This window comes from Mesorhizobium sp. ES1-3, assembly GCF_020164795.1.
Lineage (GTDB): Bacteria > Pseudomonadota > Alphaproteobacteria > Rhizobiales > Rhizobiaceae > Mesorhizobium.
The window spans coordinates 355,200-370,453 of the sequence record NZ_JAIUGW010000005.1 but is presented as its reverse complement, the minus strand read 5'-3'; the positions used below and the strand labels follow the sequence as shown (position 1 = coordinate 370,453).

The window sequence follows — 15,254 nt, the reverse complement described above, 5'->3', positions numbered from 1 at the left end:
CGGCAACCGCATCTTAGGGGGAGAAAACTGTTACCTATGTATCCGGTTCATTCTGTTACCCATCTATCCGCTGGACACGGTGTTGGCGATTTCGCCAATTACCGGCGACGTTTCGGCCAGTCCCTTTCTCCCCGTCTCTATACGGGGAGAAATGTCCGGCAGGACAATGAGGGGCGGCGCTAACGTTAAGGATTGGCCACTTCAAGCAAGTTCAATGGGCCTTTCAAAGCCCTGGTTAAACCACAAAGAAATCCTCGACACGCTGCCTGGCCTCGATCAGTGCTGGCAGGATTTCGCGTTGCATTTCCGCGACGGAAAACCGTGCCGACTGGGTCGAGACATTGATCGCCGCGACCGTGCGTCCAGCCTTGTCGCGGATCGGCACGGCGATCGAGCGCAGGCCGAGTTCCAGTTCTTCGTCGACGACGGCGAAGCCATCCGTTCCAGCCTTGCCGATGGCCTCTGCGAGCAATGACCTGTCGGTGATCGTCTTCGGCGTCCGGCTTTCGATGGTTGCGCGGCTAAGAAAGGCGTCCAATTCCGCTGGTGTCAGCCCAGCCAGCAGCATCCGCCCCATCGAGGTGCAATAGGCGGGCAGTCTAGTGCCGACGTCGAGCGACACGCTCAAGATGCGCCGCCCGGGAATGCGAGCGACATAGACGACATCCTCGCCCGACAGGATCGCCGCCGAACAGGCCTCGTTCAACTGCGCCGCGACCGTGCGCATGATGGGCGCGGCGAAGGTCCATAGGGAAGTGCCGGCGAGCCAAATTCGGGCAACGCTCAGCAGGCGCGGCGAGAGTGAAAACACACGGGCCGACTGGGTGGCATAGCCGGTGGCAACCAGAGTGAGAAGGAAGCGCCGGGCACCGGCGCGGGTCAGACCCGCTTCCTCGGCCATCTCCGTCAGCGTCATGCCCGAGGGGTGCCGGGCCAGGATCTCCATCACGGCAAGACCGCGCTCGAGCGAGCCGACATGATCACGGGAAACGGTCTCTTCGTCCATCTCGTCCTCTGACAAAGGCGATTTCGCCAGCATTGACTCCGCCTGGAAGCAGGCGCAGAAAGTATCACATGCAATACTTATGTTCGCAATGCGAACTTTTTGAATCGTGAGGGTCGCCGCGATGGTCAAGTTCCTGCCGCTCAAACAGGCTGTGGCCGAGAATCTGGGCAATGGCGACTCCGTCGCCTTCGAAGGCTTCACCCATCTGATCCCGACGGCCGCGGCGCATGAGGCGATCCGCCAGGGGTTTCGCGACCTGACCCTGATCCGCATGACGCCCGACCTGATCTATGACCAGATGATCGGCATGGGCATGGCGAAGAAGATCGTCTTTTCCTATGTCGGCAACCCCGGCGTCGGCCTGCTGCGGCGCGCCCGCGATGCGATCGAAAACGGCTTTCCCCGGTCGATCGAGGTCGAAGAACACAGCCATGCCGGCATGGCCAATGCCTATGAAGCGGGTGCGGCGGGCCTGCCTTGCGCCGTCTTCCGCGGTTATCGCGGCGCCGGGCTGGCTGACGTCAATCCCAACATCAGATCGATCACCTGTCCGTTCACCGGCGAGGTGCTGGCGGCCGTGCCGTCGATCCGGCCCGACGTCACCTTCATCCACGCACAGAAGGCCGACAGAAAAGGCAATGTGCTGGTCGAGGGCATCATCGGCATCCAGAAGGAAGCGGTGCTGGCGGCGAGGCGCGCGGTGGTAACGGTCGAGGAGGTGGTCGACAATTTCGACGATCTGCACCCGAACCTGACCGTGCTGCCGCGCTGGACCCTTTCGGCGATCTCGGTGGTGCCCGGCGGCTCGCACCCCTCCTACGCGCATGGCTACTATGCGCGCGACAATGCGGCTTATCTGGAATGGGACGAGATCGCCGCCGACCGGGAAAAATTCCAGGCGTGGATGCAGGCGCACGTCATCGAAAGAACCGCCGACGATTTCGCGGCCCGCGTCGAGCATCTGAGGAAAGCGGCATGAGCGAGCTCGCCTTTACCCCCAACGAGATGATGACGATCGCCGCCAGCCGTGCGTTGAAGAACGACGATGTCTGCTTCGTCGGCATCGGCGCGCCATCGGCCGCCTGCAACGTCGCGCGGCTGACGCATGCGCCCGATATCACGCTGATCTACGAGAGCGGCACGATCGGCACCGCGCCCGACGTGCTGCCGCTGTCGATCGGCGACGGCGAATTGTGTGAGACCGCGGTCACCACTGTCGCGGTGCCGGAGATGTTCCGCTACTGGCTGCAAGGCGGCCGCATCTCGATCGGCTTCCTCGGCGCGGCACAGCTCGACAAGTTCGGCAACATCAACACCACGGTCATCGGCGACTATTTCCATCCCAAGACAAGGTTGCCAGGCGGTGGCGGCGCTCCCGAAATCGCGACATCGTCGAAGGAGGTCTATATCACCATGGCGCAGACCAAGCGCGGCATGGTCGAAAAGATCGACTTCTTCACCTCCTTCGGCCATGGCGAGGGCGGCGATCATCGCAAGCGGCTTGGCATCGACACCGCTGGCCCGACATTGCTGATCACCGATCTCGCCGTCTGGAAGCCGGATCCGGTGACCAAGGAATTCACCGTGGTGTCGCTGCATCCCGGCGTTACGCGTGAGCAGGTGCAGGACACTTGTGGCTGGGTCGTAAAATTCGCCGAGGCCCTTGACGAGACGCCGGCGCCGACGGAACTCGAACTGAAGACATTGCGCGACCTGCAGGCCCGCACCAAGGCGGCGCATGCGGGGACCGGAAAAGGGAAAGCAGCCTGACATGGCCGAGGCCTATATTTGCGACTACATCCGCACGCCGATCGGCCGCTTTGGCGGTTCGCTGTCTTCGGTACGTACCGACGACCTTGGCGCCATCCCGCTAAAGGCTTTGCTTGAGCGCAATCCCGGCATCGATTGGCAGGCGATCGACGATGTCGTCTATGGCTGCGCCAACCAGGCCGGCGAGGACAACCGCAACGTGGCACGCATGGCGCTGTTGCTGGCCGGCCTGCCCAAGGAAGTCCCCGGCTCGACCGTCAATCGCCTGTGCGGGTCAGGCATGGACGCGCTGACCATCGCCGCGCGCGCCATCAAGGCCGGCGAAGCGGAATTGATGATCGCAGGCGGGGTGGAATCGATGAGCCGTGCGCCTTTCGTCATGCCCAAGGCCGACACGGCGTTCTCGCGCAATGCCGAGATTTACGACACCACCATCGGCTGGCGCTTCGTCAACCCGGTGATGAAGAAGCAGTATGGCGTCGATTCCATGCCGGAAACCGGCGAGAATGTCGCCGAGGATTTTGCCGTGTCACGCACCGACCAGGATGCCTTTGCCGTGCGCAGCCAGGACAAGGCGGTCGCGGCACAAGCCAATGGCCGACTGGCGAAGGAGATCACTGCGGTGACGATCCCGCAGCGCAAGGGCGATGCGGTCATCGTATCGAAGGATGAACATCCCCGTGCCGGCACCACGGTCGAGACGTTGGCCAAGCTGCCGACGCCGTTCCGGCAAGGCGGCACGGTGACGGCGGGCAATGCCTCCGGCGTCAATGACGGCGCGGCGGCGCTCATTGTTGCTTCCGAAGCGGCGGTGAAGAAATACGGCCTGACGCCGATCGCCCGTATCCTTGGCGGTGCGGCCGCCGGTGTCGCGCCGCGCATCATGGGCATCGGTCCGGCGCCGGCGACTCGGAAACTTTGCGCGCGGCTTGGCCTGACGCCGCAACAATTCGATGTCATCGAACTCAACGAAGCTTTTGCTTCGCAAGGCATTGCCGTGCTGCGCCAGCTCGGCATTGCCGAGGAGGCCGAACACGTCAATCCGAATGGCGGCGCCATCGCGCTCGGCCATCCCCTGGGCATGTCGGGTGCCCGCATCTCGGGGACGGCCGCACTCGAGCTGCGCGAACGCGGCGGCCGCTACGCGCTGGCCACTATGTGCATCGGCGTTGGCCAGGGCATCGCCATCGCGCTCGAACGGGCCTGATCCTCAGTTCTCGGCTCGACAAGACCATGGCCAGATTCGGCACTGCCCCAAATTTGACCATGTGGACAAAAGTCCTGACCCGTTCCATAGTTCCCTGTCTGATTTTTGGAACAGCCGGCTCGACACGGCCGTCGAACAGAGGGGCACTTGATGGAAAACCGGAACAACAAATCTCCTTCGATTCGCGAAGGCCTGTCGCGACGCAACGTGCTGGAACTGGGCGCGCTTGGCCTCGCGGCGGCGATGCTGCCCGGTGCGGCCTTCGCGGCCGGCAAAAAACTGAAGGTGGCGGCGATCTTCGCCACGCCGATCGAGGAACCCTGGGACAACCAGATCCATGTCGCGCTGCAGAAGGCCGAGAAGGAACTGGGCATCGAATACAAATGGTCCGAGAAGGTGCAGACCGCCGACTTCAGCCGCGTCATGCGCGAATATGCGCAAGGCGGCTATCAGCTGGTGCTGGGCGACGCCTTCGCCGCCGAGCGCGAATCGCGCCGCACCGCTAAGCAGTTCCCCAAAACCGCCTGGCTGTTCGGGTCGGGCGCCGGGCCGGCCGAACCCAATTTCGGCGTCTTCGACAACTGGATCCATGAGCCCGCCTATCTCTCCGGCATGATCGCCGGCAAGATGTCGAAGTCGGGCACGGTCGGCGCGGTGGCGGCGATGGGCATTCCGGAAGTGAACCGGCTGGTCAACGCCTTCTTCGCCGGCGCCAAGGAGGTCAATCCGAACGTCAAGAAGAAGGTCGCCTTCATCGGCTCCTTCTTCGATCCGCCGAAGGCCAAGGAAGCCGCGGTGGCACAGATCGATGCCGGCGTCGATGTCATCTATGCCGAACGCTTCGGCGTCATCGAGGCGGCGGTGGAGAAGAAGATCTTCGCCATCTCCAATATGTCCGACCAGTCGAGCCTCGGCCCCGACACGGTCATCACCGGCCCGGTCTGGGACATGTACCCGACGGTCGAGCAGGCGATCAAGCTGGTCAAGGCCGGCGTCTATACCGCGCAGGATTACGGCGATTTCTCGCGCATGGCCAAGGGTGGCTCCTATCTGGCGCCCTTCCACAAGTTCGACAAGACCTTGCCCGCCGAGGTCAAGGATCTGGTCGAGAAGAAGAAGGCCGAGATCCTGGAAGGCAATTTCCGGGTGGATGTGGACGAGAACACGCCGGTTTCGGATTGAAGGTTGTTACTCAAGGGGGGAGATCGGCAGTTTCTCCGGGATCGTTCGTATCTGACGCGGAAAATTGGCGAAAGCCGAAACGAGATCCGATCTCCCCCCTTGAGGGGGAGATGGCCGGCAGGCCAGAGGGGGGTGCAGCGCATCCCTGTCAATCGGAGGTGCCATGGCAAAGCTAGTTCCTCTCAGGAGTGCCCTTGTCCGCCCCCCTCATCGAAATGCGCGGCATCACCAAGAGCTTCGGCGCCGTCAAGGCAAACGAGGCCGTTGATCTCAGCGTGGCGCCGGGCGAAATCCTCGGTCTGCTCGGCGAGAATGGCGCCGGCAAGACGACATTGATGAACGTGCTGTTCGGCGCTTACGCGCCGGATGCCGGCGAGATCCTGATCCAGGGCCGGCCGGTGCGGATTACCAGCTCGGCCGACGCGCTGGCCGCCGGCATCGGCATGGTGCATCAGCATTTTCATCTGGCACCACGGCTCACCGTGCTGGAAAATCTGCTCATCGGCATTCCTGGCAAATCGGGGCGGATCGATCGCGCCGGCGGGCTGGCGCGGCTGGCTGAAATCAGCAGCCAGCACGGCCTGACGCTTGATCCGAACCTGCCGGTCTCGGCGCTGTCGGTCGGCGAGCAGCAGCGGCTGGAAATCGTCAAGGCGCTGTTTCGCGGCGCCAGGCTCTTGATCCTCGACGAACCAACGGCGGTGCTGGCGCCGAGCGAGGTCGACGGGCTGTTCTCGGCGCTACGCTCCATGGCGGCGCAAGGACTGGGCATCATCTTCATCTCGCACAAGCTCAACGAGGTGCGGGCGCTGACGCATCGCTGCACGGTGCTGCGGCATGGCCGTGTCGCCGGGCGGGTAGACGATCCCGCCAACACGACATCGGCCGCAATGGCGCAATTGATGTGCGGCCATGAAATCGTGCCACCGGCGCGCGGGCCATCGAGACCGGGCGAGGCAGTACTCACCCTCGATGGCATTTCGACCTCGAAGCATTCGGGCACGGCGCTGCGCGATGTGTCGCTTGCGGTTCGTGCCGGCGAAATCCTCGGCATTGCCGGCGTCTCCGGCAATGGCCAGCGGGCACTGGCGGAGGTCATCTCGGGCACGCGCGCGCCCGACGGTGGTCAAATGACGATAGCCGGCAAACAGGTCGTGCAATTCTCGCCGCGCGAGGTGCAGGCGCTCGGCCTCGGCCGCATCCCAGAAGACCGCATGACGACGGGGCTGGTCACCAATTTGCCGCTTGCCGATTCCATGGTGCTGCCGCGCATCGGTACATCAGCCTTCTCCGCAAAGGGGCTGCTCAAGCCGGATGCGATCCGCACTTTCGCCGAAGAACAGATCAAGGCCTATGATATCAGATGTCCCGGACCTATGACGCGGGCCGGCGCGCTGTCCGGCGGCAATCTGCAGAAGGCGCTGCTGGCGCGCGAGCTTGCCTTTGACCCGAAGGTTCTGATCGTCTCGCAGCCGACGCGTGGGCTCGACATTGGTGCGGCCCGCTTCATCCACGAAAAATTCCTCGACATGCGCGCCAAGGGCTGCGGCATCGTCGTCATCGGCGAGGATCTGGAGGAGCTGCTGGTGCTCTGCGACCGTATCGCGGTGATGTATGAGGGTCGCATCGCCGGCACGCTCGACAGCGCCGATGCCACAATCGCGCGGCTTGGCCTGCTGATGACCGGCGCTGAGGGGAGCGCTTAGAGTGATTGAATTTTCAGACGCTAGCGCTGCCCCTCACCTGCCTGCCGGCATCCTCTCCCCGTATAGAGACGGGGAGAGGGGCGCTATCATCGATGGTTTCGCCAATTTTCCAGGAGGCGCAGAAAGCCGCGACAGCTCCCTTCTCCCCGTCTCTATACGGGGAGAAGGTGCCGGCAGGCGGATGAGGGGCGGCACTGACATCCGGCAAGCAGAGGGCCACGGCTGATGTTTCGCCTGGAAGCTCGTACCTCCACACCCGCCTGGTTCAATCTGGCGCTACCGCTGCTGGCGATCGCGGCCACTCTTGTCCTGTGCAGCGGCCTGATAGCTCTGGCCGGGGCCGGTGTGCTCGAGTCCTACGGCGTGATGTTCACGGCCTCGCTAGGTGACAGCTACGCCATCACCGAAACGTTGGTGCGGGCCGCACCGATGATCTTCACCGGGCTCGCGGTGGCTGTCGCCTTCCGTGCCAAGTTCTGGAACATCGGCGCCGAGGGACAGCTGCTGGCCGGCGCCGTGGCGAGCTGTTTCGTCGGCGCGATCCCGATGCCGGGGCCGCTCGCCATGCTGCTGATGGCGCTGGCGGGTGCGGCCGCGGGTGCGGCGGTCGCGCTGGTGCCGGCGACGCTGCGTGTAAAATTCAAGGTCGATGATGTGGTGAGTTCTTTGCTGCTCAACTCGGTTATCTACTATGCGCTAATGGCGCTGATCGAGGGGCCGTGGAAGGACAGCTTCAGCGGCTATCCGATCTCGCCGCCGATCGAGGATTCGGCCAACTTCCCGGTGCTGATCGAAGGCACGCGGCTGCATCTCGGTGTCGTCGCGGCGCTGATCGCGGCACCCCTGATCTGGTTCCTCATCGTGCGCACGACGCTCGGTTTTCGCATTCGCGTCACCGGCGAAAACCCCGAAGCCGCCAGATATGGCGGCATCCATGTCGAGCGGGTGCTGATCTCGACGGCGCTGCTGTCGGGCGCTCTCGCAGGCTTGGCCGGCGTCGGCGAGGTCGGCGGCGTGCATTTCCAGGTGATGAGCGATATCTCGCCGGGCTACGGCTATTCCGGCATCGTCGTTGCCATGCTGGCGCGGCTCAACCCGCTTGGCGTCGTGCCGGCGGCGATCTTCCTGGCCGCCGTGATGACGGGGGCCGAGGCGATGTCGCGGGCGACCGGCGTGCCGGCCTTCCTCAGCGACGTCATCCAAGGCACGGCGCTGCTCGCCATGCTGGTGGCGCTGCTGTTCACCGCCTATCGCATCCGCCGCGTCGGAGCCATCGGATGAGCGCGGTATTCGAACAGATTTTTCAGGTTGGCTTTCTCGCCGCCATCATCCGCATCGCCACGCCGCTGGCCTTTGCCACGCTTGGCGAAATGTTCTCCGAACGGGCAGGCGTGCTCAATCTCGGCATCGAAGGCATCATGCTGCTCTGCGCGATGACCGGCTTCACCGCCACCAGCCTCAGCGGCAGCCTGTGGTTCGGCGTGCTGGTTGCGGTGTTGACCGGCATGCTGATGGGCACGCTGCATGCGCTGTTCACCGTCGCGCTCGGCCTCAGCCAGCATGTCTGCGGCATCGGGGTGACGCTGTTCTCGTCGGGGCTTGCCTATTTCCTCTACCGGCTGATCTTCGGCCAGCAGTCGGTGCCGCCGAGCATCAAGGGTTTTCAGACTTTGCCGATACCGGTTTTGTCCGATGTTCCCGTGCTCGGCCCGGCGGTGTTCAACCAGTTCGCGCTGGTCTACATGGCGATCCTGGCCATTCCGCTCGCCGCCTTCGTGCTCTACCGCACGCCCTGGGGCCTGTCGGTGCGCATGGTCGGCGAGAATCCGCGCGCCGCCGATTCGGCGGGTGTGAGCGTCATCGCCACGCGCTTCCAGGCTGTCATTCTCGGCGGTGCCTTGATGGGGCTCGCAGGCGCCTTCCTGTCGATGGCGCAATTCAACGCCTTCACCTTCGGCGTGGTGTCGGGACGCGGCTGGGTGGCGATCGCGCTGGTCGTCTTCGGCCGCTGGGATCCATGGCGCTCGGCAGGCGCCGCGCTGCTGTTCGCTTTCGTCGATGCGCTGCAACTGCGCATGCAGGCAAGCGGGCTCGGGCATATCCCCTACGAGGCGTTCCTGATGCTGCCGTTCATCTTCACCATCGTTGCCATGGCCGTCATGTCACGCAACGCGGTGGCACCGTCGGCGCTGCTGAAGCCGTTTCGACGGGAGGAGCGGTAAGGGCGCGAGCTCACGCCCACAGCAATTTCACACCAATCTTTGGCCATCAAAGAGAAAATAGTTCTGCCAATGGTCGAAAAATAGCACTCGACAAAGTCTACAAGTTTTATAGATTAATCGGCGAGACGGAGGTCGCCATGTCCTATATCCAGAACGCCCAGACCGACAGCAACGGCCAGAGGCTGGCGAATGCCCAGGGCTTCCGCCCGGCCTATGCCGGCGCTTTCGCCTATCTCGTCTTTGCCCTTGCGTTCGTGTTCACCGGGGCAGTCGTGTTGGGTCTTATTCCATAAGGGATCGACAGGGGCTGTTGCCCCACAGCTTTCAGGCAATCGGAGTTGAATGAACCGTATCCCGGAGTGCTTTCGCGCGCCTGAGGATTCGCATTTCACAGCATCGGTGATTCCAGCAATGGAGGAGATGACAATGCCGATCGAATTCACACATGTTCCCGGCAAGACCGCCGACGCGGCGGTTCCTTTTTTCTATCACTTCGCCGAGACCGCGACCAAGCTCGGGCTGATCGAGGATAGCGGATTCCAGAAGATCGTCGTCGACGATTCGGCCGGCCTGCTGACCAACATGGATCTTGCATCCCAGGTACTCGCCCGCACCGCTTCGCTGGAAGTGTTGCTCACCCATTGGGCCGGCGTGATCGAACCGACGGTGGCGGCCCGTCAGCTGGCGTCCATCGACAGGGCGGGTGCCGGACGGCTGGCGCTCAGGATGATCAGCGAGCCGTTGAACGATGACGATGCCGAGACACGGCCGGTCGGACATGGCGTCGTCTGGCAGCGCATCGACGAATATCTGGTGCTGTTAAAGCGTCTGTGGTCGAACGATCGGCCCTTCGATCACGAGGGCGCGTTCTACAGCATCAAGGACGGTTATGTGCCGCGCAAGAGCCCGCATGGCGCCGACCTCGTGATCCGCATGGGCGGGCAGTCCGGAACGGCGCTGAAGGTGGCCGGCCGGCATGCCGACGTCTTCGAACTAGCGCCGGGATCGATCAACGATATCAGGCAATTGATGGAGCGGGCGCGTGGCGCCGCAGCCGAACATGGCCGCGCCGGCAAACTACGCTTCGCGCTTCCGGTCAGGATCCACGAAGGTGTTTCCGCCGCCGGCCACAAGGCGGTCGACCTCTCCGGGCCGCCGGCCCAGGTCGCGCTGTCGCTGCTTGCTTATGCGGCTCTCGGCATCGATGAATTCATGATCGTCGGCGTTGATACGCCATGCGAGATCGCGACGGCCGGCCGGGAAACACTGGCGCTGCTGCGCAACTCCCTGGCGCGCCGGGAGGCCTGCGAATTCCAGCCTGGAGCTTATGCGCCTGGCGCAAGGTTGGAGGCGCGGGCAGCGAGCTGAAGCCAGTCAATCGTCAGTTGCTTCAGGTCTGTCGCCCAGCCGCGACAAGCCAGCGATGACGGCGTCCGAATCGGCCAGCACGCCGAAGACGCCGTCCTCGACCGTCACCATGTGCAACGCCGCTTCATGCGCCCTTTGATCGCCGCTGGCGCAGGCGTCCGAGATCGTCAGGCACTGGAAATTGCGGTCACAGGCCTCGCGCAGCGTGGTGTGGACGCAGACATCCGTCGTGCACCCTGAAAACATCAGATGGGCGATGCCTCGCGCACGCAGCACAAGCTCGAAATCCGTATAGGTGAAAGCGCTGTTGCAGGTCTTGTCGACGATGATGTCGTGCGGCGCGACATCGATCTCCGGAACGATCTGGAACCCTGCGCCCGAGCGCAGCAGGATATCGGTGCCATCGAGGCCGGCACGCTTGCGGCGCCATTTCTCATAGGGCGTCATGTCGGCCATGTCGGTACGATAACCCTGCCGCGTGTGGATGACCGTGACGCCAGCTTTGCGCGCGGCCGCGATCAGGCGGTTCACCGTGGGCAGGATCGCCCGCAGCGGCGAGGGGTCATACCCTTTCCTGGCGAAATAGCCCGATGTCGACAGGAAATCCTGTTGCAGGTCGATGACGATCAACGCGGTGTTTTCGGCAACCAGCCCGCCGTCATAGGGGTAGTCGAAAGGTGTTGCCTTGATCATCCGGAGCTCCTTTGCCGCCGGATCACCCTAGCGAGTTCGCATCGATGCGGCGATACCGGATGCCCGGCATCGTACGGCCTGGGATATCGGCGGGCACTGGTGCGTTAGCGGTTCAGGGCTTCACGGCGTATTCCCAAGATTGTTGAGTGTTGCAGTCATCTTCAATGTTGACTAGAAAGTTCATGTTTTATAGTCAGCCGGGCATCTGCCAGCCGCAGCCGGGATTGGAATGCCGCGGCCGCACTGGAGAAATGCATGACCAGAGGCGAACAAAGGAAGAAGCTCGTGTCGAGACATGGTTTGTTGGCGGCGTTGGTCGCATTGGTGATCCTGGCGGCGACCGGCGCGATGGCCCAGGAGCAACCTGCCGGCGTTGCTCCAGCAGTCGAGGCACCCGCGCCGGCACCCGCTACCCCGGCGGTTGCAGCACCGGCGACATCTGCCGGCGGGGGCGACGCCTGCTGGGGCGATGGAGCTGACCCTGCCGCACGATCTGTCGCCATGGGGCATGTTCATGGCCGCCGACATCATCGTGAAGGCGGTGATGATCGGACTGGCCTTCGCGTCGCTGGTCACCTGGACGATATGGCTGGCCAAATCGCTGGAGATTTTCGGTGGCAAGCTGAGCGTCCGCCGTGCCGTCCGCGCGATCGGCGATGCCGCGACGTTGAAGCAGGCGAGCCACGCGCTCGACCGCAGCGGCGGCCCCGGCGCGCTCCTGGTGCGGGCAGCGGAAGAAGAGACCGCGCTTTCGGCCGGTGCGCTCGACCATGTCGGCGGAGACGGGTTGAAGGAACGGGTCAGCTCACGCCTGTCGCGCATCGAAGCGGCGGCGTCGCGGCGCATGTCGCGCGGCACCGGCCTGCTGGCGACGATCGAATGCGGATCAAGTTCCGGGGTTGAGAGGGTCAATGCATAGATGGGCGCGTCGGTAAGACGGTCGAGGCCCAGAAGGCGCTTGATCGCCGAATGGCTCAGCGCCGCCGTCGGACAGGCCGACAGGCCGTGCCTGGTTGCCGCGAGCATCATGTTCTGGCCGATATGGCCAGCCTCGATCAGCACGACACAACGCCAGTCTAATGGGGCGGCTTCCAAAAAAATAGCGTCGACCGGACAGAGGCCATCGCCATAAGTCCAATTGACAACCATTTCGCCTTGGCAACGCGAAATCGCATCTGGTCATTTTTGGGGGCATTGACGCCGTGTGACCCATCTTGACGTATCGGATGACGTTTGGGCGTTGCCGCGCGGGAAAGCCGGACAATCGATTATTCCGCTGGTGGAGCTGAGGAGGATCGAACTCCTGACCTCGTCATTGCGAACGACGCGCTCTCCCAGCTGAGCTACAGCCCCGTCCAGCGGATGGCGCATTTATCGGGCGACGCGGTTTCCTGTCAAGGCGGCGCTTCACCGAAAACCCGACAGCCGGTCACATGGGTGGAACCTGCCCTTGCCGGTTTGGCGCGTAATGGCTACATGTCGGCAACAATTGGAGACCGGCATGCTCGCCCTCATTCAAACCATCGTCATGGCGCTCGACCTCTATTGGTGGGTCATCATCGCCTCGGCGATCTTTTCCTGGCTCTATGCCTTCAACGTCGTCAACTCGCGCAACCAGTTCGTCGGCAGCATCGGCAACATGCTCTACCGGCTGACCGAGCCGGCGCTGCGGCCGATCCGCCGCTTCATGCCCGACCTTGGCGGCATCGACATCTCGCCGATCATCCTGCTGCTGATCCTGTTCTTCCTCAGGCAGTTCATTCTCACCACGATCGCGCCGCTGCTACTGGCCTGACGATCGCATGAGCGCGCCGTTCCGCATCCGCGAGAACGGCGTCGATCTGTTCGTGCGGCTAACGCCGAAGTCTTCCGTGGACCGGCTCGAAGGCGTCGAAACATCGGCGGACGGACGACGTCACGTGAAGGCGCGGGTCCGCGCCGTGCCGGAAAACGGCGCCGCCAATCAAGCGCTGGAGAAGCTGGTCGCCAAGGCGCTGGGCGTGCCGGTATCGGCCGTTTCGGTCTTTGCCGGCGGCACGGCCCGGCTCAAGACGCTGCGCATTGTGGGTGATCCGGAGGCGCTGGCAAGAAGTGTCGAAGCGCTCTGCGATCAATCCTCTGCCTGAAGTTCAATCTCCCAGCGGCAAACGCGGATCGTCCACCTTCAGCGTGTTCACGCTCTGCTTGATGCGGCGCAGGTTCTCCAGCACCTTCGGGCCGCGCGTCTCGGCGACCGATGTCACGATCATGTCGACGATCGCCAGCAGCGCGTAGCGCGACGATGTCGGCTTGTAGATGTTGCCGTCCTCGAGCGGCTGCAGGTGGATGACCGTGTCGGCGGCCTTGGCCAATGCGGAGTCGGGCGCGGTGACGGCCACCGTGGCGGCGCCATATTGCTGGGCGACCTGCACCGCCTCGATGACCGAGCGCGCGTAGCCGGAGACCGAGAAGGCGACCACGGTGGTGTCCGGCGTGGCGACGGCGGCATACATGCGCTGCAGTTGCCCGTCGATCTGAGCCAGCACCGGCAGGCCGAGCCTGAACAGCCGGTTCTGCATCTCGGTCGCCATCATAGAGGAAATGCCACCCGAACCGATGCACAGCACATTGCCCGATGCCGCAAGGCGCGCGGCGACGTCGACCAGCGTCGTCATGTCGAGATTCTCGCTGGCGCGCTGGATGGCTGTGACAGCCGCTTCGGTGATGGCCGATGCGATGCGCTGCTCGCGGGCGTCGCGGCTCAGCGGTTCCGGCGACAGATACTGGCCGCCGATGGCGATGGCCTGCGCCAGATAGAATTTGAAGTCGCGCAGGCCCTCGCAGCCGAGATTGCGGCAGAAACGGGTGACCGTCGGCTCACTGACGCCGACGCGCGCGGCGATCTCGGAGATCGCGGCCTTGGAGGCGAAGTCGAGATCGGACAGAACGAGGCTCGCCAGCCGGCGATCCGACTTGGTGCCGTCCTGCGACATCAGCTGCAGCCGCGTGATGATGTCGGCAGGCGTCTTCATATCAGCGTTTCCGTCGTCATCTCAGCGGCAGGCCCGTCGCCGTGTCGAACAGATGGATGTTGCCGGGATCGACGGAGACCGGCAGCAGGTCGCCTGGCCGGACCGGCAGCCGGTCGCGGAACACGGCGCGTACCGTATCGGTGCCAATGGCGCCGTAGACATGGGTTTCGGAACCGGTCGGCTCGACGACATCAACCTTGAGCGTCATGGCATCGGTGGCTTCACCGACGATGAAATGCTCGGGCCGGATGCCCGCCTCCACCGCACTGCCTGCCGGCACCGGCTTGCCAGCGAGCGCAAGCCGGCCGCCGCCGACCGACTCGAACCAGGTTTTCTCGGGCGTCGTCTTGAGGGCACCGGACACAAAACTCATCGACGGCGAGCCGAGGAAGCCGGCGACGAACTTGTTGGCCGGCCTGTCGTAGAGCTCCAGCGGCGCCCCGACCTGCTGGATCCTGCCGCGATCCATCACGACGATGCGGTCGGCCATGGTCATGGCCTCGATTTGGTCGTGGGTGACGTAGACGATGGTCGATTTCAGCCGCTGGTGCAGCGCCTTGATCTCGGTGCGCATCTGCACGCGCAGCTGTGCGTCGAGATTGCTGAGCGGCTCGTCGAACAGGAACACCGAGGGTTCGCGCACGATGGCGCGCCCCATGGCGACGCGCTGGCGCTGGCCGCCCGAGAGCTGGCGGGGATAGCGGTCGAGGTAAGAGAACAGGTTGAGGACGCCGGACGCCTTCTTGACCTTCTGGTCGATGGCCGTGCGGTTCTCGCCCCGGATTTTCGGACCGAAGCCGATGTTGTCGGAAGCCTTCAGATGCGGGAACAGCGCATAGGACTGGAACACCATGGCGATGTTGCGCTGCTGCGGCGGCAGGTCGTTGGCGCGCGTGCCGCCGATCAGGAGATCGCCGGAACTGATGGTCTCCAATCCCGCCAGCATGCGCAGCAAGGTCGACTTGCCGCAGCCGGACGGCCCGACCAGCACCACGAACTCGCCGCTCTCGATGTCGAGGCTGATGTCCTCGAGAATCTTGTGCTGGCCAAAGGATTTCGACAGGTTGCGAAACTCGACGTCGGTCATGG

The 15,254-nt window shown here is 63.7% G+C and carries 14 protein-coding genes, 1 tRNA gene and 3 pseudogenes; 12 read left to right on the top strand and 6 right to left on the bottom strand.

What is annotated here, in order from left to right:
- Positions 1 to 235: 235 nt before the first annotated feature.
- Positions 236 to 1,006, bottom strand: a complete 771-nt coding sequence (locus tag LB536_RS11095) for an IclR family transcriptional regulator C-terminal domain-containing protein (protein ID WP_224591874.1) — start codon at positions 1,004 to 1,006, stop codon at positions 236 to 238.
- A gap of 121 nt (positions 1,007 to 1,127) precedes the next feature.
- On the opposite strand from LB536_RS11095, the gene LB536_RS11090 reads away from it, so the two are divergent.
- The 9 genes and pseudogenes from LB536_RS11090 (at position 1,128) to LB536_RS11045 (ending at position 10,461) form a co-directional block, all read left to right on the top strand.
- A complete protein-coding gene (locus LB536_RS11090; protein ID WP_140811133.1) occupies positions 1,128 to 1,985 on the top strand; it encodes a CoA transferase subunit A in 858 nt (285 codons plus the stop codon).
- Entirely contained in the window at positions 1,982 to 2,776 is a 795-nt protein-coding gene (locus LB536_RS11085) for a CoA-transferase subunit beta (RefSeq protein ID WP_224591872.1), read from the top strand. The genes LB536_RS11090 and LB536_RS11085 overlap by 4 nt, the downstream gene beginning before the upstream one ends.
- A 1-nt stretch (position 2,777) precedes the next feature.
- The gene (gene pcaF / locus LB536_RS11080; RefSeq protein WP_224591870.1) at positions 2,778 to 3,983 is read left to right on the top strand and encodes a 3-oxoadipyl-CoA thiolase; all 1,206 of its coding nucleotides are present in this window, start codon (positions 2,778 to 2,780) and stop codon (positions 3,981 to 3,983) included.
- Between the two features lie 150 nt (positions 3,984 to 4,133).
- Positions 4,134 to 5,165, top strand: a complete 1,032-nt coding sequence (locus LB536_RS11075) for a BMP family protein (protein ID WP_224591869.1) — start codon at positions 4,134 to 4,136, stop codon at positions 5,163 to 5,165.
- Between the two features lie 215 nt (positions 5,166 to 5,380).
- Positions 5,381 to 6,631, top strand: a pseudogene (locus LB536_RS11070) (ABC transporter ATP-binding protein); the annotation flags it as partial.
- A 465-nt stretch (positions 6,632 to 7,096) separates the two neighbouring features.
- On the top strand, positions 7,097 to 8,152 hold the full coding sequence (locus tag LB536_RS11060) for an ABC transporter permease (RefSeq protein ID WP_140811127.1): 1,056 nt from the start codon (positions 7,097 to 7,099) through the stop codon (positions 8,150 to 8,152).
- Positions 8,149 to 9,093 carry an ABC transporter permease gene (locus LB536_RS11055; RefSeq protein WP_224591865.1) on the top strand — a complete coding sequence of 315 codons (945 nt, stop codon included), beginning with the start codon at positions 8,149 to 8,151 and terminating at the stop codon, positions 9,091 to 9,093. The genes LB536_RS11060 and LB536_RS11055 overlap by 4 nt, the downstream gene beginning before the upstream one ends.
- A 137-nt stretch (positions 9,094 to 9,230) precedes the next feature.
- The gene (locus tag LB536_RS11050) at positions 9,231 to 9,386 is read left to right on the top strand and encodes a hypothetical protein (RefSeq protein ID WP_140751827.1); all 156 of its coding nucleotides are present in this window, start codon (positions 9,231 to 9,233) and stop codon (positions 9,384 to 9,386) included.
- Between the two features lie 133 nt (positions 9,387 to 9,519).
- Complete coding sequence (locus tag LB536_RS11045; RefSeq protein ID WP_224591864.1) at positions 9,520 to 10,461, top strand: LLM class flavin-dependent oxidoreductase; 942 nt, start codon at positions 9,520 to 9,522, stop codon at positions 10,459 to 10,461.
- Positions 10,462 to 10,467: 6 nt separating this feature from the next.
- Here LB536_RS11045 and LB536_RS11040 read toward each other — a convergent pair whose 3' ends face one another.
- Positions 10,468 to 11,154, bottom strand: a complete 687-nt coding sequence (locus LB536_RS11040) for a cysteine hydrolase family protein (RefSeq protein WP_224591861.1) — start codon at positions 11,152 to 11,154, stop codon at positions 10,468 to 10,470.
- A 285-nt stretch (positions 11,155 to 11,439) separates the two neighbouring features.
- Here LB536_RS11040 and LB536_RS11035 point away from each other — a divergent pair.
- Positions 11,440 to 12,031 (top strand): annotated as a pseudogene (locus LB536_RS11035) (tonB-system energizer ExbB); the annotation flags it as partial.
- A gap of 89 nt (positions 12,032 to 12,120) precedes the next feature.
- Here the strand turns inward: LB536_RS11035 and LB536_RS31315 are convergent.
- Together LB536_RS31315 and LB536_RS11025 are read right to left on the bottom strand one after the other, a co-directional pair.
- A pseudogene (locus tag LB536_RS31315) lies at positions 12,121 to 12,180 on the bottom strand (hypothetical protein); the annotation flags it as partial.
- 251 nt (positions 12,181 to 12,431) lie between these two features.
- Positions 12,432 to 12,507: transfer RNA gene (locus LB536_RS11025), tRNA-Ala, on the bottom strand.
- A gap of 148 nt (positions 12,508 to 12,655) precedes the next feature.
- On the opposite strand from LB536_RS11025, the gene LB536_RS11020 reads away from it, so the two are divergent.
- Together LB536_RS11020 and LB536_RS11015 are read left to right on the top strand one after the other, a co-directional pair.
- Positions 12,656 to 12,949, top strand: a complete 294-nt coding sequence (locus LB536_RS11020; protein WP_023771816.1) for a YggT family protein — start codon at positions 12,656 to 12,658, stop codon at positions 12,947 to 12,949.
- 7 nt (positions 12,950 to 12,956) lie between these two features.
- Positions 12,957 to 13,280 carry a DUF167 domain-containing protein gene (locus LB536_RS11015; protein ID WP_140761606.1) on the top strand — a complete coding sequence of 108 codons (324 nt, stop codon included), beginning with the start codon at positions 12,957 to 12,959 and terminating at the stop codon, positions 13,278 to 13,280.
- A gap of 3 nt (positions 13,281 to 13,283) precedes the next feature.
- Here the strand turns inward: LB536_RS11015 and LB536_RS11010 are convergent, their stop codons facing one another.
- Together LB536_RS11010 and LB536_RS11005 are read right to left on the bottom strand one after the other, a co-directional pair.
- The gene (locus tag LB536_RS11010; RefSeq protein WP_140811118.1) at positions 13,284 to 14,165 is read right to left on the bottom strand and encodes a MurR/RpiR family transcriptional regulator; all 882 of its coding nucleotides are present in this window, start codon (positions 14,163 to 14,165) and stop codon (positions 13,284 to 13,286) included.
- 16 nt (positions 14,166 to 14,181) lie between these two features.
- Entirely contained in the window at positions 14,182 to 15,252 is a 1,071-nt protein-coding gene (locus tag LB536_RS11005; protein ID WP_140761610.1) for an ABC transporter ATP-binding protein, read from the bottom strand.
- Between the last annotated feature and the right edge of the window lie 2 nt (positions 15,253 to 15,254).